The organism is Streptomyces sp. NPDC005423, from assembly GCF_040606415.1.
In the GTDB taxonomy this organism is placed as follows: domain Bacteria; phylum Actinomycetota; class Actinomycetes; order Streptomycetales; family Streptomycetaceae; genus Streptomyces.
In genome coordinates, this window is record NZ_JBEXET010000001.1 from 474,083 (window position 1) to 491,154 (window position 17,072).

Sequence of the window (17,072 nt, forward strand, 5' to 3'; positions counted from 1 at the left end):
CCGGCGGTGGTTTCGACGTGCGGCCGCCGCACCTCTACTACACCTCGGCGGTGGTACGGGACAGCCAGTTCGACTACGACAAGGGCGGGAGCACCCTCGTCAGCGCGCTCAACGCGTACAGCCAGTCGGCGGGCACCGGTTGGGGACCGGACTCCTTCGCCAAGGCTTACATGAAGATCGCCGGGAAGTTCATGCAGGTCTGGGCGACCAGTGTCGTCAGCGTCGGCGGTGTCGCGGTCGGTCTCACCGTGACGGCCAACAACTACCAGCAGGCGGACTGGACTTCGCGCGGGATGTACGGTCCGCCGCCCCGCCGCACTCCGCCGGCTGTCATCGACAAGGAGCCCGACTACGGGAAGATCAACGACATCAAGTGGAGCGGGACGGGCGAGGACGCCGACTCCTGGGCGATCTCGGGAGCACTCGGTGAGATCCCGGACTTCCTGGCCGACGTCATTCGGCCGGCCATCGAGTACGGCCTGAACCTCGGGAAGACCCACGAGATCACGCCGGGGGCCCGGGAGGACGATCTCCGGGGAATGGCCACCGCGTGGGGGGCGGCGGGGAGTGCCGCGCTGAAGGCCGGGGACAACTTCACGTCCGACATCGGCTACCTCACCGATCCGCAGGGGAACAACGAGTGGCAGAGTGCGATGAAGTCGTTCTGCCAGGCGATCTGGGGGACCACCGCGTGGGGCCGCAGCCGTGACGCCCAAGGCAACATCGCCCAGCAGGGCGCCCGGAGTTGGAAAACCTCGGGAAACGTGGCACCCGGTCAGCGCCGCCCGATCCTGGAAGTCCTGCACCACACCGCCGAGACCATGCAGAGGACCTGCGACGAACTGGCCCAGGTCGCGAAGACCTGCCGGGAGACCACCAGTGACCTCGCCAAGACGGCGGCCAGGGGGATGGTGCAGGACCTGACGACCGGGCTCAACCCCCTGGAACTGCTGGAACTCGCCGCCACCGCCATGTTCGGCAAACTGGTCATGGCCTTCCGCCAGCACATGGACCGTGCGGCGGCGGACCGAGCCGTCGAGATCTACCAGCAGAAGTTCAGCGATGCGGCGAGCACGCTCCTCGAACTGGAATGGGAACTGGACGAGGCGCTGCGGAGCGCGCCCACGTTCAATGCCGAGGAGGCCAGGGCGGAGGCTTTCGGCGCGCGTGCCCTCAATGACTTCAAGAAGGAACACAAGTGGACGGTCCCGAATGACGCGGCCGGAAACCACAGATACCCCCTCGACTTGGCCAACCAGGAATACATCGAGAACTCACACGGCGTCGACAAGCACATCGGGAAGACGGACGACCAGCTCGCACAACGCTTGCGTGACCAGAGCAATATTCCTGCCGCGTCCACCTTCGTGAACCTGTCCGAAGCCCAGAAGTACACGCAGCTGACCATCGATAAGAATCAGGACGCTATCAGAGATTACGTGAACAGCGGTCCTCCGTATGCTCCGCCGAGCCGGACCTTCACCTATCGTGATACCCAGGGCCCGGTGACAGGTACCAGTATCTCGAAGGCCGAGTATCAGGCGGCGCTTGCTTCCCAGCGGAAACCGAACGTCGTCCAGTCACACGGCGTGCAGATTCGAGTGAAACCCGCCCCGGGAATGGATCCTCCGTTCACGCTCATCACGTCCACGCCTACAGATACCTGAGAAACGGCAGAACAGCATGCTTGAGGAAGAGACGCTCACCTACTTCCGGTTCGCGGGCGCGCGAACCCTGCTGTCGGTATTCCGGCATGGCGTCCCCGGTCCGGCCGAGGAACGCGCCGCGGCGCTGGAGCCGGCGCTACGGTCCCTGTGGCTTGCCGGCGAGCGAGGCGGAGGAAATCTCTACGAGGTGGCCGCCGAAGTGCGCCTGATGGCCGACGTCCTCGAATCCGGCCACGGCGACACAGCCGCGTTGCCCGAGGACCTGCGGGAGATGACGGCCGGGTGGGATGGAGCCCAACCGTGGACGACACTGCGGGCAGTCGCCGCGCACACCGAGTCGTGGAAGTCCGGCTTCGTGACCAAACTTTCCGAAGCCGTCCCCACCAGCCAAGAACTCGCCGACCGCTTCCCCAGGTTGAACGAACTGCTGTCGAACTACTTCGGCCAGGACGGGATCGCCACCGAGGACGACCTGACCGAGTCCGAGGGTCTTCAGCTGTTCATCGAGGAATGTCACCGCCATCCGATCTGTCTGTGGAATTTGCCTCCTGTCGTAGCGGAGTGCGCGGAAGCGATGGCCATCTTCCACAGCGAGGAATCCCTGCACCGGTTCTTCGAAGTCGAACACGGCCTGGGATCCGGCGCCCTCGCCTGGTCGGACTGGCTGCCTCTCATCGTCGAGACCTTCTCCACCCATATGCGCGAACAGCACCCCCCGCACTGGATCTCCGCGTAATCCGCACCACCAGGAGTCAGGACATGCCCACCCGCACCGCCACCTACCCCGATCGTGAGACCGCCCAGTGGGCCACCCAACAGGTCGTCACCGCCAATGAGCAGGTGATTCACCGCTGGCTCGCCCAGGCGACACGGTCCCGGCTGACCATCGAGGCGTCCTGGCCCTCCCGCGCCGAACCCGTCGGGCGGGTGCTGTTGCAGGCGATGATGCTGGCCGGGCGGGGGCCCGTCGACGTGCGGGCGGCCCGCGTCGTCCTGAAGCGGGACGCGTCCCGGCCGCACGGGTTCGCCGTGCACGCCACCTTCCCCGTCCACCTGTAGCGCGTCCCCCAGCGACCCGACTCCGTAGAGGCTGATCCCCGTGCCCCTGAGCCCCCTCGAACACGACCGCCGCTACGGCGAGTTGGACCAGGTGATCCGCGCCTACGCCGGTCAGCCCGCCGACGACACCCCGGACAAGCCGAGCCTGGCCCTCACCGCGTACCTCCGCCACACCTGGCACACCCGCCCCTGGGCCCTCGCGATCGCCGAACGACAGCTACGGGAGTACGCCGAGCACCCGCCGGGCCGACTGCGCCTGCGGCTCGGCGAGTTCTACGCGATCCCGGACGTGGGGCTGCCCGAGGGCGAGATCCAGCGGTGGCTGCACTGCCTCGCCGACCACATCAAGCACAGCGTCGAGGAGGGCGAGGTCCCGCCCCCGGCCGCTCCCGGTACCCATTGGGAGTGGCACGCCCGCTTCCCCGAGACCGGGCAGTTCCTCGGGGGCTGGTTCTCCCAGGACATGCCGGACGAGTTCGCCGACCACGACGCGGTGATCGACGACTACCGCGCCTCGACCGACCCGCACCTCGTCGCCCGTCTCACCGGTGAACTGCACGAACTCCTCGCCCTGGACCTCGGCGAGTCCGACTACGCCCTCGCCGTCGCCGAGTTGGGCATGGAGGTCGACGCCCCGGCCCCGTACTCACCGAGCGGCTGGCTGGCCGTGACCGCGGAACGCCTCACCGCTCCGCGAGCGGAGTACGGGCCGCCGACGTGAACTCGCCGGTGGGCGAGGGAAGTGGCCGCGCTCCCGAACGGACCGCGCGGCCCCCCCTCCCTACCCCCAGGTGATCAACCGCTTCGGCTCCTCCAGGATGGCCGCCACGTCCGCCAGTACCTTGGAGCCCAGTTCCCCGTCGACCAGGCGGTGGTCGAAGGAGAGGGCCAGGGTGGTGACCTGGCGGGGCTTCACCTTGCCCTTGTGGACCCACGGCTGGAGTTTGATCGCGCCGATCGCGAGGATCGCGGACTCTCCGGGGTTGAGGATCGGGGTGCCGGTGTCGACGCCGAAGACGCCGACGTTCGTCATGGTGACCGTGCCGCCCTGCATCGCGGCGGGCGAGGTCTTGCCCTCACGGGCCGTGGAGACCAACTCGCTCAAGGAGGCCGCCAGTTGGGGCAGCGTCTTCTCGTGCGCGTCCTTGATGTTCGGGACGATCAGGCCGCGCGGGGTCGCCGCCGCGATGCCCAGGTTGACGTAGTGCTTGAGCACGATCTCCTGGTTCGCCTCGTCCCAGGACGCGTTGACGTCGGGGTTGCGCTTGATGGCGACCAGCAGGGCCTTGGCGATCAACAGCAGCGGGTTCACCCGCAGGCCCTGCATCCCGTACTTGTCGGACCCCTTCAACTCCTCGACCAGCTTCATCGTGCGCGTCACGTCCACGGTGACGAACTCCGTGACGTGCGGTGCCGTGAACGCCGAGCCGACCATCGCCGCCGCCGTCGCCCTGCGGACGCCCTTGACGGGGATGCGGGTCTCGCGGGTCCCGTCGTACGTCGCCACCGGAGCCGGCGCGGGAACGGCGGTGGGAGCGGGAGCGGATGTCGCCGTGGTGGCCGGGGTCGCCGTCAGGCTCACGGCCGCGTGGACGTCCTCCCGGGTGATGACTCCGTCCGGGCCCGACGCGGTCACCGTCGCCAGGTCGACGCCCAGGTCCTTCGCCAGCTTGCGCACGGGCGGCTTGGCCAGCGGGCGCTCCGTGGCGGGGGCCGCCGCCGTGGTCGGCGCGGGTGCGGAGCCGTGGCCGTTCAGCTCGGCCTGGACGCCCTGCTGAGCGGGCGACGGTTTCCGGGCCGGTGTCTCCGCGCCCCTGCGCGGGCGGCGCTTCGTGGAGGAGACGGCGACGCCGTAGCCCACCAGTACCGGGGTACGGGTCTGGGGCTTCGCCTCCGGCTCCGGTCGCGGCGCTTCCTGGGCGGGGGCGGCCGGTGCCTCCGCCGGGGCCGCGCCTCCCGCCACGGCCACCGTGATGATGGATGTGCCCACGTCCACCGTGGTCCCCTCGGGGAACCGCAGTTCACGGACCACTCCGTCGTAGGGGATCGGCAGTTCCACCGCGGCCTTCGCCGTCTCGACCTCGCAGACGACCTGGCCGTCGGTCACGGTGTCGCCGGGCCGGACGTACCACTTGAGGATCTCTGCCTCGGTGAGTCCCTCGCCGACGTCCGGCATCTTGAACTCGCGTACGGACGCGTCAGTCATCGTCGTCACGTCCCTCTCCTCAGTACGCCAGGGCGCGGTCGACAGCGTCGAGCACCCGGTCCAGGCCAGGCAGGTACTCGTCCTCCAGGCGGGCCGGGGGATACGGGGCGTGGTAGCCGCCGACCCGGATCACCGGGGCCTCCAGGTGGTAGAAGCAGCGCTCCGTGATCCGGGCCGCGATTTCCGCGCCGGAGCCGAAGAACACCGGCGCCTCATGGACCACGACCAGGCGCCGGGTCTTCTGGACCGAGGTCTGGATCGCGTCGAAGTCCATGGGGGAGATCGAGCGCAGGTCCAGGACCTCCAGCGACCTGCCCTCCTCGGCGGCCGCGTCGGCCACCTCCTGGCAGAGCTTGACCATGGGGCCGTAGGCGACGAGCGTGAGGTCCGTGCCCTCGCGGACCACGCGCGCCTTGTGGAGCGGGCCCGGGATCGCCTCGGCGTCGACCTCGCCCTTGTCCCAGTAGCGGCGCTTGGGCTCGAAGAAGATCACCGGGTCGTCGCTCAGGATGGCCTGCTGCATCATCCAGTAGGCGTCCGACGCGTTCGACGGCGAGACGACCTTGAGGCCGGCCACGTGCGCGAAGAGCGACTCCGGGGACTCCGAGTGGTGCTCGACCGCGCCGATACCGCCGCCGTACGGGATGCGGATGACGACCGGGAGTTTGATCTTGCCCAGGGCGCGCGCGTGCATCTTCGCGAGCTGGGTGACGATCTGGTCGTAGGCCGGGAAGACGAAGCCGTCGAACTGGATCTCCACCACCGGGCGGTAGCCGCGCAGGGCCAGGCCGATGGCGGTGCCGACGATGCCCGACTCGGCGAGCGGGGTGTCGATGACGCGGCCCTCGCCGAAGTCCTTCTGGAGGCCGTCGGTGACCCGGAAGACACCGCCCAGCTTGCCGACGTCCTCGCCCATGACGAGAACCTTGGGGTCGGACTCCAGGGCGGTGCGCAGCGATTCGTTGATCGCCTTGGCCAGTGCCATGGTCTTGGATGTGGCGGTCTCCGCCATGTCACTTGCCCCCTTCTTCGTCCGTGAACGACGCCTGGTAGGCGGCGAACTGGGCTCGCTCCTCGTCGACGAGCGCATGTCCGTCCGCGTACGCGTTGTCGAAGATGGCGAAACGGTCCGGGTCCGGCATGGCGCGGACCGCTTCGCGCACTCGTCTTCCCAACGCCTCGCTCTCGACTTCGAGTTCCGCGAAAAATCCCTCGTCCGCGTGGTTTGAGGCCTCGAGGTAGGCGCGCAGGCGCAGGATCGGGTCCTTCGCCTCCCAGGACTCCCGCTCCTCGTCGGCCCGGTACTTGGTCGGGTCGTCGGAGGTGGTGTGGGCGCCCATCCGGTAGGTGTACGCCTCCACCAGCGTGGGCCCCTCGCCGTTGCGGGCGCGCTCCAGCGCCCACTTGGTGACAGCGAGACAGGCCAGTACGTCGTTGCCGTCGACCCGGACGCCCGGGAAGCCGTAGCCCTGGGCGCGCTGGTAGAGCGGGACCCGGGTCTGCTTCTCGGTCGGCTCGGAGATCGCCCACTGGTTGTTCTGGCAGAAGAAGACGACCGGGGCGTTGTACACAGCCGAGAAGGTGAACGACTCGGCGACGTCGCCCTGGCTGGACGCGCCGTCGCCGAAGTAGGCGATCACCGCGCTGTCCGCGCCGTCCTTGGTGATGCCCATCGCGTAGCCCGTGGCGTGCAGGGCCTGGGAGCCGATGACGATCGTGTACAGGTGGAAGTTGTTGCTGTTGGGGTCCCAGCCGCCGTTGTTGACCCCGCGGAACATGCCGAGCAGATTGGTCGGGTCGACCCCGCGGCACCAGGCGACGCCGTGCTCGCGGTAAGTCGGGAAGACGTAGTCGTCCTCCCGGGTGGCCCGCCCAGAGCCGATCTGAGCCGCCTCCTGGCCCAGCAGCGACGCCCACAGGCCCAGCTCGCCCTGGCGCTGGAGGGCGGTGGCCTCGGCGTCGAAGCGGCGGGTGAGCACCATGTCGCGGTAGAGACCGCGCAGCTCATCGGGGGTGATGTCGGCGACGTACTTGCCGTACGCGGCGTTCTTCGCGTTCTTGACGCGCTTGCCCTCGGGCGTCAGCAACTGGACGAGGTCGGGGTCGGCGCCCTTCTGCGCGGCGGCGCCGGCGGCACGCTGGGTGCCGGTGGTGCCGGCCTTGCCTGCGGCGCTGCGTCGCGGCTTGCGCGCGGCAGTGCTCTCCACGGTCACGTGTGCTCCTCCGTCGGTCCGGCCCCCGGGTTCGCCGGGTGCCAGTGCGGCTCACCTGTCGCCCCACGGACGCACAGGGTGGGTGCGGTTCGTCGGGAACAGGCGTGACAGGTGCCCCGGCGAGCGCCCTGCAACAGGCACGTTACCCAGTGCTCCACAATTCTGTGAAACCCCTCCTGACCTGCGATTTTGCTTGGATATCCAAGTAAATCGGCGAAGTCGGGAACAGTTGCTGGTCACAGCCTTGCAGGGGGCCGGAACAACGGCACGTTATCCCGGTCACCCCGGGCGCGGGAAGAGTGACGGGCGAGTCCGTGATCGGGCGCCAAAAGGGGAGAATTGCGGTTCTTCTTCTCGATGACCATGAAGTCGTCCGTCGCGGTGTCCACACGAGAGGCACCCCCGTGAGGGCGATTTCGAGGTGGCCGGCGAAGCCGGTACGGCGGCCGGGGTTCTCCGTTTTCCGCCTCCCCGGGTGCCCGACATCGCTTACCTGCCCACCCGGGACGCCCTGTATCACGCGGAGCGGGCCGCGCGCCGCCCGGACCGGTCTCTCTGCGAATAGAGCCCCGGTTCAGCACCCTGCACACCCCGGACGACCGTATGTGACTTCACCCTGAGCATCGGTGACTGATTGTGACAATGCCCAGTTCACAGGCCCTGTCGGTGCCCTAGCATCTGGCAGCGTGCCGCCCTTACGTGTACCACCCCTCGTGCCTCACGCGCCCCCTCTGGGCGCCCTCCTCCGCCAGTACGCCGCCGGTTCCGCCCTCACTTGCGAACCCGTCGACCAAGGGCTGCTGAACCGCGGTTACCGGCTCCGTACGACCCGCGGCCGCTACTTCCTCAAGCACCACTTCGACCCGGAGACCGCCGCTCCCGAGTCGATCGCCCGCCAGCACCGCGCCACCCAGCGCCTCGCCGACCTGGGCGTTCCTGTGGCACCGCCGCTGCCCGGCCGGGACGGCCGTACGGTCGCCGTCGTCGGCGGTCACGCCTACGCCCTGCACCCCTGGGTCGACGGCCGGCACCGCCACGGCGGCCAGCTCACCACCGCCCAGTGCGGGCGGCTGGGCACACTCCTGGGAGTCGTGCACGCGAGTCTGGAGCGGGTGATGCCCGGGCAGGGGCGGACAGCGTCCGAAGGGCACCTGTCGGACGTCTTCCCGGCGGCGCGTTCCTCGGCCGGGCGCCCGGAGAGCCCCGGGTGCGCCGGGCGTCCGGAGAGCGCGAACCCGGCCGACACCTTCGCACTGATCGACGACCTGCTCACGCAGGTCCGACGGCACCGCCCCGCCGACGCCTTCGACGAACTGGCCCGCCACCGACTGCTGGAGCGGCGGGAACTCCTGGAACGGCACGCCGACCGGCGCCCGCCGCGCGGCGGCTCCGTGGGGTGGGTGCACGGCGACTTCCACCCGTTCAACCTGCTCTACCGGGGCGACGCGCCCGCCGCGATCGTCGACTGGGACCGGCTCGGCGTACACCCGCGCGCGGAGGAGGCGGTCCGCGCCGCCGCGATCTTCTTCGTACGACCGGGCGGCACCCTCGATCTGCCGAAAGTGCGGGCGTACGCGCGGGCGTACCGGCGGACGGCGGGCGCCGCGCCCTCCGAACTGACGGCGGCCGTGCACCGCGTGTGGTGGGAGCGGCTCAACGACTTCTGGATGCTCCGCTGGCACTACGAACGCGGCGACACACGCGCCGATCCCCAGTTCCCGGCGGCCTCCGCGCTCTCCGTGTGGTGGACCCGGGAGTACGACGCGGTGTGCGAGGCCTTCGCGGACTGACCCGGGCGGGCGCGCCGGCGTTGAGCGATGTGACCCCGAGCGGACCGACCGAAGTGCGCGGGAGCGCACCCGGCGCACGATGCGCCACTCACGCCCCCGCCCGCCCCGAGGAGCGCCGAGCGGGTCAGCCGACCCCGCCGACGCCGGTCAGGCCGCCGGCGCTGCTCTCGTCGCCCGTCGGGTCACTGGAAGTCGACGGCGACGCGGGCTGACTCACCGGCGTCGACTCCTGCGGCGTGGTCACCGGGGCCGAGGGCTCGTCGGACGGCTCATCGGACGGCGTCGACGAGGGCGTGTACGACGGCGTGGAGGACGGCGTGTAGTGGGAACCGGAGTTGGAGCCGCTGTTGTCCGCCGAGGTGTCCGAGGGGCTGGTGCTCGCCTCGTCGCTCGGCGACTTACTGGTGCGGTCGTGCGTCGCGGACTTCGAGGTCGTGGGCGAGTGGGTGGTGCCCGCGTCCCCGCTGCCGCCACTCCCGGTGGTGTTCAGGGCCAGCGCGACGCCCGCCGCGATGGCGATGACCGCGAGGACGGCGAGGATCCACAGCTTGCCCCGGCCGCTGCCCTGGTTGCCGTGCCCCTCGAAGCCGCCGTCGTCGCCGTTGCCGTAGCCCGAGGGCAGGATCGGCTGCGGGATCTGGGTGGTGCCGGAGGCGTCCTGGGGCATCACGGTGGTGCCGGCGAAGCCCGCCGACGGGGTGTTCCGTCCGGCGGCCGCGGTGACGGGGCCGGTGTTCCAGGTGCCGGTGTGGCCACCCTGGTCGTAGAGCATCTGGAGGCCGTACTGGACCAGCCCGCGCATCTCCTCGGCGGTCTGGAAGCGGTCGTCCGGGTCCTTGGCGAGGGAGCGCATGACGAGGCCGTCGAGCTCCGGCGGGCAGACGCCGTCGGACGTCGTGGACGGCGGTACGGGGATGTCCTGGACGTGCTGGTAGACCACCGACAGGGGCGTCTCACCGGTGAACGGGGGCCGCAGCGCGAGGAGTTCGTAGAGCAGGCAGCCGGTCGCGTAGAGGTCGGAGCGGTGGTCGACGGCCTTGCCGAGCGCCTGCTCCGGGGAGAGGTACTGCGGGGTGCCCATCACCATGCCGGTCTGCGTCATCGTGGTGGAGGCGCCGTGCAGAGCGCGCGCGATGCCGAAGTCCATGACCTTCACGGCGCCGTTGTGCGTGATGATCACGTTCGCCGGCTTGATGTCGCGGTGCACGATGCCGTGCTGGTGCGAGTAGGCGAGCGCCTCCAGCACCCCGGAGACGATGATCAGCGCCTGCTCGGGCCCGGGCGCCTCGGCGTTGAGCAGGAGGTCACGGATGGTCCGGCCCTCGACGATCTCCATGACGATGTACGGCACGCTCTGGCCGCCCACGAAGTCCTCGCCGGAGTCGTACACGGCGACGATGGCGTGGTGGTTGAGGCCGGCCACCGACTGTGCCTCGCGGGTGAAGCGGGCCTTGGAGACCGGGTCCTCGGCCAGGTCGCCCCGGAGCAGTTTGACCGCGACCGTGCGTCCCAGGCGTACGTCCTCGGCCGCGAAAACCTCGGCCATACCGCCCCGACCCAGTCTGTGGGTCAGCCGGTACCGGCCGTCGCCGACCAGCCCGCCGTTGCCCCACAGCTCCGGCGCGTCCGACATACCGCCGCCAGTCGCCTCGGGGTCGGACGGGCCCTGAGCGCGCTGCTGCTGTGCCATCAGTCCTCGCCGTCAATTCTGCCCGCGGTACGCGCGGTGTTGTCACGGTCTCCGTCGGCCACGCTACAGCCTCCGCGCAAGCATCCGATCCGGGAAGACCGCCCGGCCCCGCCCGGGACAGACCGGCCATCAAACCGCCGGCGCACGCCCCCGTGCAAATTCGGTGTACCGCCGGTACAGCACCTGTAACGCTTCCACGACTCTTCTTTCGCGTACGGTCACGGAACGGGCACCGAGCTTGACGTGTCCGTGCCCTGGGGCAGACTTGGCCGGGAATAGCACATTCGATCACCGACGAGCGGTCGCTGGACAGTCGACGCGGGCACAGCTGCCGCTGCCGCCGGCGCCGATGGGGGACGCAGAACATGAGCCAGGACGGCGCGCAGGGCCGGTATGCGGGGCGGGCGCTCGCCGGCGGCCGCTACCAGCTGCGGGACTTGCTCGGCGAGGGCGGCATGGCCTCGGTGCACCTCGCCTACGACTCCGTGCTCGACCGGCAGGTCGCGATCAAGACTCTCCACACCGAACTCGGCCGCGAACAGGCCTTCCGTGAGCGCTTCCGCCGTGAGGCCCAGTCGGTGGCCAAGCTCACGCACACCAACATCGTCTCGGTCTTCGACACCGGCGAGGACGCCCTGGACGGCACGACGATGCCGTACATCGTCATGGAGTACGTCGAGGGCCGACCGCTGGGCTCCGTGCTCGACCAGGACGTACGGCAGCACGGCGCGATGCCCGCCGACAAGGCGCTGAAGATCACCGCGGACGTGCTGGCCGCCCTGGAGATCAGCCACGAGATGGGCCTGGTCCACCGGGACATCAAGCCGGGCAACGTGATGATGACCAAGCGCGGTGTCGTGAAGGTCATGGACTTCGGCATCGCCCGCGCCATGCAGTCCGGCGTCACCTCGATGACCCAGACCGGCATGGTCGTCGGCACCCCGCAGTACCTCTCGCCCGAGCAGGCGCTCGGCCGGGGCGTGGACGCGCGCAGCGACCTCTACTCCGTCGGCATCATGCTCTTCCAACTGGTCACCGGGCGGCTCCCGTTCGACGCTGACTCACCGCTGGCCATCGCGTACGCGCACGTCCAGGAGGAGCCGGTCGCGCCCTCCTCGATCAACCGCTCGCTGCCGCCGGCCGTGGACGCGCTGATCGCCCGCGCGCTGAAGAAGAACCCGAACGAGCGCTTCCCGAACGCCGAAGCCATGCGCGACGAGTGCCTCCGGGTGGCGGCGTCGCTCCAGGCGGCCGCCCCGAACATCGTGCCGGGCGTGCCCACGCAGAGCGGCGCGGGCGTCGCCTCGGCGGTGTTCCCGCCGGTCGACCAGGCGGCCCCGGCACCCACCGGCCCCGTGCAGACGCCCTACCAGCCGGGTCCCTACGGCGCTCCGACGCCCTCCCCGGCGTACGGGTATCCGCAGCAGCCGGGCTACCAGACGCCGGCCTCGGCCGGGTACGGACATCACGGGCAGCACAGGAGCACGACCTCGCCGCCGTACAACCTGTCACCGCAGCCAGTGACGACGGCGACGGGCGGCGGCGGGGGCCGGAGCAACAGGCCGGTGATCATCGGGTCGATCGTGGTGGCCGTGGTCGCGGTCGGCGCCCTGGTCGTGGCCCTGTCGTTGAACGGCGGCAGCAACGACGACACCAAGGGCGGCGGCAGCAGCACCAGCGGCAGTGCCTCGGCGACGGCGGTGGAGGGCCACCGCGGTCCGGACACGTCGAAGACGATCGAGACGACCGCGTGCACCGAGCCCCAGGAGGCGTACGACGACGCGGACAAGATCCAGATCCCGAACTTCCAGTTCAAGTACATCGACTCGGTCAAGTCCTGCCTCCGGGCCGCCGGCTGGAAGGTGAAGGTCAAGACCGTGGACGAGAACACCTACGGCCAGGGCGCGGTCATGGACCAGTTCCCGTCGGCCGGTACGGACGTCAGCCCCAAGGACGTGCCCGAGATCGAGCTGAGCGTCTCGACGGGCAACCCGTCCTGAGCCCGACCGTATGAGAACGGCCCGGCGGCCGAGGCCGCCGGGCCCTTGTACGTGCGTGCGGAGCTGCTGTTTCTACAGGTAGGGCCCGCCGACGCGACCGCCCGGCTGGCCTTCCTCGGCCCCGCCGCCGTCACCGACACCCGGCGGCAGCGCCCGGCGCATCTGCTCCAGCTGAGCGCGCGCCGCCATCTGCTGGGCGAAGAGCGTTGTCTGGATCCCGTGGAAGAGACCCTCCAGCCAGCCCACCAACTGGGCCTGCGCGATGCGCAGTTCCGAGTCGCTGGGGGTCACGTCGTCCATGAAGGGCAGGGAGATCCGCTCCAGCTCCTCGACCAGCTCCGGGGCGAGACCGTCCTCGAGCTCCGCCACCGAACTGCGGTGGATCTGCTTGAGCCGGGCCCTGCTCGCCTCGTCGAGAGGAGCCGCCCGCACCTCCTCCAGGAGCTGCTTGATCATGCTGCCGATCCGCATGACCTTGGCCGGCTGAGCCACCATCTCCGTCACGGGAATCTCGCGGGAACCCTCGTCCCCGCTCCCACCGAGCGCCATCCCGTCCTGTCCCACGACCAGGATCTGGGGGTTCTCCGGTGACCTTTCGTTCCTCGGCATCTCCATACGGCCATTGTCTCGCACACCCGCACCGGTCAGCGTGGTGCCCCCCGTGGAAGCTGATCATCCGCCGCCCGCCGACCGGATCCGCGCGCCGCGCTCCGCTTGGCGGAACCCGGAATGCCGGTATGCGCATCGGATGTGAGGCTTGTCCCGTCGATCCTGCCGACTCGGTTCCGGGAGGGGGTCACCCACATGACTCCATCACTGCGCGTCCCGCCCGCCCCGCGCTCACCGCGCACCACGGGCCTGCTGCTGATGCTCACGGCGGCCGCACTCCTCGGCCCGCTCGGCGGCACACCGTCCTACGGCACCCCCTCCGGCCCGCCCCCGACGCCCCCCGCCCCCGCGGCCACCGCCACCCCTCACGCCCCCTCCGCCTCCACACCCGCCTCCGCGGCCGGCCCAGCGAGGGACAAGAACGACGACTCCGCCGCTACGTCCCCCTCCGCGTCCCCGCCTCCCACCGCCTCGGCCGCGCCGTCCCGGGCCGGGAGCCGGGCCGGTGAGGGGCGGGCACGACCCGGCCGTCCGGATGATCCGGCTACGGCGGAGGAGGACCCGGCCGCCCCGGAACAGGCCGACGGCGAGATTCCGGACCCTTCCCTGCCCACCGCGCCGGAAGCCTCCCAGGAGGCCGGTACCGCGCCCTCGGCGCCCGCGCTGGGGCGCATGGGCCAGACCGTCGCCGAGCGTCCGGCCGAGCCCGCACTGAGAATCCTGCCGCTCGGCAGCGGACTGCTCCTCATCGGCCTCGGCCTGGGCTTCGCCTTCGCCGGACTGCGGGTACGGCGCGGCTAGCCGCGCTGTCCCCGGCCGCCTCAAGCGGCCCGCCGGTCAGGCCCCCGGTGCGACCAGGAGCACCTTTCCGATATGTCCGCTGTCCTCCACGACCTGGTGAGCGGTGGCCGCGTCGCTCATGGGCAGTTCACGGTCGACGACCGGACGGACGTGACCGGCGACGAGCAGTGGCCACACGTGCTCCCGCACGGCGGCGACGATGGCCGCCTTCTCGCCGAGCGGGCGGGCCCGCAGCGAGGTCGCACTGACCGCGGCCCGCTTGCCCAGGAGTACGCCGATGTTCAGCTCGGCCTTGCTGCCGCCCTGCAGTCCGATGATGGCCAGCCGGCCGTTGACGGCGAGGGCCTGGACGTTGCGGTCAAGGTACTTGGCGCCCATGTTGTCGAGGATGACGTCGGCACCGGCGCCGTCGGTGGCCCGCTCGATCTCGGCCACGAAGTCCTGTTCGCGGTAGTTGATCAGCACGTCGGCGCCCAGCTCCGCGCAGTAGTCGAGCTTCTCCTTGCTGCCGGCCGTGACGGCGATCTTCGCGCCCACGGCCTTGGCGAGCTGGATCGCCATGGTGCCGATGCCGCTGGAACCGCCGTGCACGAGCAGCGTCTCGGCGGGGCGGAGGTGGGCCACCATGAAGACGTTCGACCAGACCGTGCAGGTCACCTCGGGCAGCGCCGCGGCCTGCTTGAGATCGATGCCCTGGGGCACGGGCAGCAGCTGACCGGCGGGTACGACGACCTTCTCGGCGTAGCCGCCGCCCGCGAGCAGCGCGCACACCTCGTCCCCGACCGACCAGCCCGACACCCCGGGGCCGAGCGCGGTGATCCGGCCGGAGCATTCGAGGCCGGGGTACACGGACGCGCCGGGGGGCGGGTTGTAGAAGCCCTGCCGTTGCATGATGTCGGCACGGTTGACGGCGCTGGCCACCACCTCGACCAGGACCTCGCCCTCCGCCGGAACGGGATCGGGGACCTCGGCCCACACCAGCGCCTCGGGCCCACCAGGTTCGGGAATCGTGATCGCATACATGGAGGCGACGCTACTCCTCGTCACTCCGGCGACGGCCGCGCCTCGGGCGTGACCCGCGTGCCGGGTGAGACCCGGACGATGGCGACGAGCCGATCGTCCGGCTGGAGCGTCCCGACGGCCGGGTCGTCGTAGCCGAGCACCCGGTGGTCGCGGACGACGCTCACCACCAGGTCGTCCGTCTCGCGCGGGCCCCTGCCGACCTCGGCCGCCGCGACCGGCCGTTCGATCATGTCGAGGCCGCTGCCCTGCTGGATGAGGTCCTCCATGACCATGCCGGCGACGGGGCTGAGCACGGAGAGGCCGAGCAGCCGGCCGGCCGCGCCGGAACTGGTGATCACGGCGTCGGCGCCGGACTGCTTCAGCAGCGGCGCGTTCTCCTCCTCACGCACCGAGGCCACGATCTTCGCGCCACGGTTGAGCTGCCGGGCCGTCAGTGTCACGAGGACGGCCGTGTCGTCGCGCTGCGTCGCGATGACGATCTGCCGCGCCCTGTGCACCTCGGCCCGCTTGAGGACATCGCTGCGGGTGGCGTCCCCGACGACTCCCGCGTACCCCTCCGCGGCTGCCGCCTCGATCACCTTCTCGCTGGGGTCGACCACGACGACCTGTTCCTTCCTCAGGCCGGTCGCGCACACGGTCTGGACCGCGGACCGCCCCTTGGTGCCGAAACCCACGACGACGGTGTGATCTCGCAAGGTGGATCTCCAGCGGTTCAAGGCACCCGTTAATTTACGACATGCGTGCGTGCAGTGCTTCTGGCCGAAACTTGATGTCAGCCAGAAGCACTGCACGCCTAAAACGGGCGCGCGAGATCGGCGCGGTCAACCGTAATGCTCATGGTGAACTGTTCAGTCCCCGGACGGCTGGGTGACGACGATCCGCCAGATCACCGAATTGGCCGCTGAGAACTTCCACGCCAGTTCGCGCATCTTGGCGTGCGGTATCTCGGCGGTGAACACGCCGCTCCCGTCACCGCACTGAGAACCGATGAGGGACTTTCCAGCGGCGATTACGTTGAACTTGGAGGGACCGGCGCATGTCCACATCACCGCGACGGATGAGGCTTTCCCCGCCGACGCCGGAAGCGTGACGCCGCCCGCACCATGTCCCGACCCCGTGTACAACGTCTTCGACCCGACAGGGAGTGACGACTGGACCGGATTGGGAAGGCGGTCCGGACTCGTCGGGGTCTGCGCCGAAGAGGGGGTGGTCGCGTCGGACCCCCTCGTCACTTTCGCCGGTGATGACGTCGACCCGTGGGTGGCAGTCGCCTGGGAATGTGAGCTGCCGGAACAGGCCGAAACCAGGGCCAGGGCCGACAGGGATGCGGCCAGCAGAGAGCGCTTCATCAGATCGTCCTCAGCTCACGAGTGGGCGATGTAGGGCGAGAGCGCCGGGAGCTTGGCGGTCCCGTGGTTCGAGACGATCCATTTGCAGCCACCGTTGTAAGAACCGTGCTCCCAGTTGAAGGAGTAGCCCTTCGAACCAAGGGCAAGCCATCCATCCGCCTGGTTCGCGGGAACCTTCCACGACCCGCCAAGGGTGACGGTGGTGGTCTTGGCGTAGGAGATCGAGGCGCTGATGGTCTCCTCGGCGGACGCGAAGAGGATCCCCTCACTGAACTTGGTCGCATACGTGACGGTGCCGGTCCAGGTGTGCCCCTTGGCCACCGAGACCGAGAGCAAAATGCCGGACTGTCCATAGACGGTCTTGGACTTGTCACCGACGAACGTGCTCTTGACCTTGGAGAAGGAGAAGCCCGGGTCGGCCGGGCAACCGTCCGGGTGGACCGAACCATCAACGTCGGCGTCGGCCGGCGCTTGCGGAATCGGGTTCCCGTCCTGGTCTGCATTGTCGGCATTGACCGTCGTCGGCGCGTCCTCCGCGAAGGCGGTGCCCGCTCCTCCCACTCCTAAAGCGAGAAAGGCAGTCAGTACAGCGGCTGTGCATGCGCGAGTGAGCGTGGCGTTCATGGTTCCCTCCGTTTCGCCCCCTCCGGGAGCGGCATGGACAG

The 17,072-nt window shown here is 69.8% G+C and carries 15 protein-coding genes and 2 pseudogenes; 9 read left to right on the top strand and 8 right to left on the bottom strand.

What is annotated here, in order from left to right:
* The first annotated feature begins 50 nt into the window (after positions 1 to 50).
* Genes ABZT12_RS02110 through ABZT12_RS02125 form a run of 4 tightly spaced genes read left to right on the top strand, consistent with a single transcriptional unit; the run spans position 51 to position 3,447 of the window.
* A complete protein-coding gene (locus ABZT12_RS02110; protein ID WP_356375770.1) occupies positions 51 to 1,667 on the top strand; it encodes an RNase A-like domain-containing protein in 1,617 nt (538 codons plus the stop codon).
* A 16-nt stretch (positions 1,668 to 1,683) separates the two neighbouring features.
* The gene (locus ABZT12_RS02115) at positions 1,684 to 2,403 is read left to right on the top strand and encodes a hypothetical protein (protein WP_356375773.1); all 720 of its coding nucleotides are present in this window, start codon (positions 1,684 to 1,686) and stop codon (positions 2,401 to 2,403) included.
* A 23-nt stretch (positions 2,404 to 2,426) separates the two neighbouring features.
* Positions 2,427 to 2,726, top strand: a complete 300-nt coding sequence (locus tag ABZT12_RS02120) for an RNase A-like domain-containing protein (RefSeq protein ID WP_356375776.1) — start codon at positions 2,427 to 2,429, stop codon at positions 2,724 to 2,726.
* Positions 2,727 to 2,766: 40 nt separating this feature from the next.
* Entirely contained in the window at positions 2,767 to 3,447 is a 681-nt protein-coding gene (locus ABZT12_RS02125; RefSeq protein ID WP_356375779.1) for a contact-dependent growth inhibition system immunity protein, read from the top strand.
* 60 nt (positions 3,448 to 3,507) lie between these two features.
* On the opposite strand, the gene ABZT12_RS02130 is transcribed toward ABZT12_RS02125, so the two are convergent.
* From ABZT12_RS02130 to pdhA, 3 genes are read right to left on the bottom strand one after another with little or no spacing between them, the layout of a single operon-like run.
* Entirely contained in the window at positions 3,508 to 4,941 is a 1,434-nt protein-coding gene (locus ABZT12_RS02130) for a dihydrolipoamide acetyltransferase family protein (protein ID WP_356375783.1), read from the bottom strand.
* 10 nt (positions 4,942 to 4,951) lie between these two features.
* Complete coding sequence (locus tag ABZT12_RS02135) at positions 4,952 to 5,944, bottom strand: alpha-ketoacid dehydrogenase subunit beta (RefSeq protein WP_356375786.1); 993 nt, start codon at positions 5,942 to 5,944, stop codon at positions 4,952 to 4,954.
* Between the two features lies 1 nt (position 5,945).
* On the bottom strand, positions 5,946 to 7,145 hold the full coding sequence (gene pdhA / locus ABZT12_RS02140; protein WP_356375790.1) for a pyruvate dehydrogenase (acetyl-transferring) E1 component subunit alpha: 1,200 nt from the start codon (positions 7,143 to 7,145) through the stop codon (positions 5,946 to 5,948).
* Between the two features lie 317 nt (positions 7,146 to 7,462).
* On the opposite strand from pdhA, the pseudogene ABZT12_RS02145 reads away from it, so the two are divergent.
* Together ABZT12_RS02145 and ABZT12_RS02150 are read left to right on the top strand one after the other, a co-directional pair.
* A pseudogene (locus ABZT12_RS02145) lies at positions 7,463 to 7,593 on the top strand (DNA-binding response regulator); the annotation flags it as partial.
* A gap of 265 nt (positions 7,594 to 7,858) precedes the next feature.
* The gene (locus tag ABZT12_RS02150; protein WP_356375793.1) at positions 7,859 to 8,935 is read left to right on the top strand and encodes a phosphotransferase; all 1,077 of its coding nucleotides are present in this window, start codon (positions 7,859 to 7,861) and stop codon (positions 8,933 to 8,935) included.
* 124 nt (positions 8,936 to 9,059) lie between these two features.
* On the opposite strand, the gene ABZT12_RS02155 is transcribed toward ABZT12_RS02150, so the two are convergent.
* Positions 9,060 to 10,625, bottom strand: a complete 1,566-nt coding sequence (locus ABZT12_RS02155; RefSeq protein WP_356375796.1) for a protein kinase — start codon at positions 10,623 to 10,625, stop codon at positions 9,060 to 9,062.
* A gap of 365 nt (positions 10,626 to 10,990) precedes the next feature.
* Between ABZT12_RS02155 and ABZT12_RS02160 the strand changes: the two genes are divergently transcribed.
* Positions 10,991 to 12,625: a protein kinase gene (locus tag ABZT12_RS02160; RefSeq protein WP_356375799.1), complete on the top strand. Its 1,635-nt coding sequence runs from the start codon at positions 10,991 to 10,993 to the stop codon at positions 12,623 to 12,625.
* Positions 12,626 to 12,697: 72 nt separating this feature from the next.
* Here the strand turns inward: ABZT12_RS02160 and ABZT12_RS02165 are convergent, their stop codons facing one another.
* Positions 12,698 to 13,240 (bottom strand): bacterial proteasome activator family protein, encoded by a 543-nt coding sequence (locus ABZT12_RS02165; RefSeq protein WP_356375803.1) that lies wholly within the window; start codon positions 13,238 to 13,240, stop codon positions 12,698 to 12,700.
* A 189-nt stretch (positions 13,241 to 13,429) separates the two neighbouring features.
* Here ABZT12_RS02165 and ABZT12_RS02170 point away from each other — a divergent pair, with 189 nt between their 5' ends.
* Entirely contained in the window at positions 13,430 to 14,035 is a 606-nt protein-coding gene (locus ABZT12_RS02170; RefSeq protein ID WP_356375806.1) for a hypothetical protein, read from the top strand.
* A gap of 36 nt (positions 14,036 to 14,071) precedes the next feature.
* Here ABZT12_RS02170 and ABZT12_RS02175 read toward each other — a convergent pair whose 3' ends face one another.
* Positions 14,072 to 15,058 carry an NAD(P)H-quinone oxidoreductase gene (locus tag ABZT12_RS02175; protein ID WP_356375809.1) on the bottom strand — a complete coding sequence of 329 codons (987 nt, stop codon included), beginning with the start codon at positions 15,056 to 15,058 and terminating at the stop codon, positions 14,072 to 14,074.
* A gap of 20 nt (positions 15,059 to 15,078) precedes the next feature.
* Positions 15,079 to 15,774, bottom strand: a pseudogene (locus ABZT12_RS02180) (NAD(P)-binding protein); the annotation flags it as partial.
* A 271-nt stretch (positions 15,775 to 16,045) separates the two neighbouring features.
* Here ABZT12_RS02180 and ABZT12_RS02185 point away from each other — a divergent pair.
* The gene (locus ABZT12_RS02185) at positions 16,046 to 16,441 is read left to right on the top strand and encodes a hypothetical protein (protein WP_356375812.1); all 396 of its coding nucleotides are present in this window, start codon (positions 16,046 to 16,048) and stop codon (positions 16,439 to 16,441) included.
* Here ABZT12_RS02185 and ABZT12_RS02190 read toward each other — a convergent pair.
* Positions 16,423 to 17,031, bottom strand: coding sequence for a hypothetical protein (locus ABZT12_RS02190; RefSeq protein ID WP_356375816.1), 609 nt, complete (start codon positions 17,029 to 17,031; stop codon positions 16,423 to 16,425). The two genes, ABZT12_RS02185 and ABZT12_RS02190, sit on opposite strands and share 19 nt — an antisense overlap.
* Positions 17,032 to 17,072: the final 41 nt, after the last annotated feature.

What these genes read in the sequence shown, in the direction of transcription:
- ABZT12_RS02115 (WP_356375773.1), top strand. Translation starts at nt 1,684, where the DNA reads ATGCTTGAGGAAGAGACGCTCACCTACTTCCGGTTCGCGGGCGCGCGA.
- ABZT12_RS02120 (WP_356375776.1), top strand. Translation starts at nt 2,427, where the DNA reads ATGCCCACCCGCACCGCCACCTACCCCGATCGTGAGACCGCCCAGTGG.
- ABZT12_RS02135 (WP_356375786.1), bottom strand. Translation starts at nt 5,944, where the DNA reads ATGGCGGAGACCGCCACATCCAAGACCATGGCACTGGCCAAGGCGATC.
- ABZT12_RS02155 (WP_356375796.1), bottom strand. Translation starts at nt 10,625, where the DNA reads ATGGCACAGCAGCAGCGCGCTCAGGGCCCGTCCGACCCCGAGGCGACT.
- ABZT12_RS02160 (WP_356375799.1), top strand. Translation starts at nt 10,991, where the DNA reads ATGAGCCAGGACGGCGCGCAGGGCCGGTATGCGGGGCGGGCGCTCGCC.
- ABZT12_RS02165 (WP_356375803.1), bottom strand. Translation starts at nt 13,240, where the DNA reads ATGGAGATGCCGAGGAACGAAAGGTCACCGGAGAACCCCCAGATCCTG.
- ABZT12_RS02170 (WP_356375806.1), top strand. Translation starts at nt 13,430, where the DNA reads ATGACTCCATCACTGCGCGTCCCGCCCGCCCCGCGCTCACCGCGCACC.
- ABZT12_RS02175 (WP_356375809.1), bottom strand. Translation starts at nt 15,058, where the DNA reads ATGTATGCGATCACGATTCCCGAACCTGGTGGGCCCGAGGCGCTGGTG.
- ABZT12_RS02185 (WP_356375812.1), top strand. Translation starts at nt 16,046, where the DNA reads ATGAGGGACTTTCCAGCGGCGATTACGTTGAACTTGGAGGGACCGGCG.
- ABZT12_RS02190 (WP_356375816.1), bottom strand. Translation starts at nt 17,031, where the DNA reads ATGAACGCCACGCTCACTCGCGCATGCACAGCCGCTGTACTGACTGCC.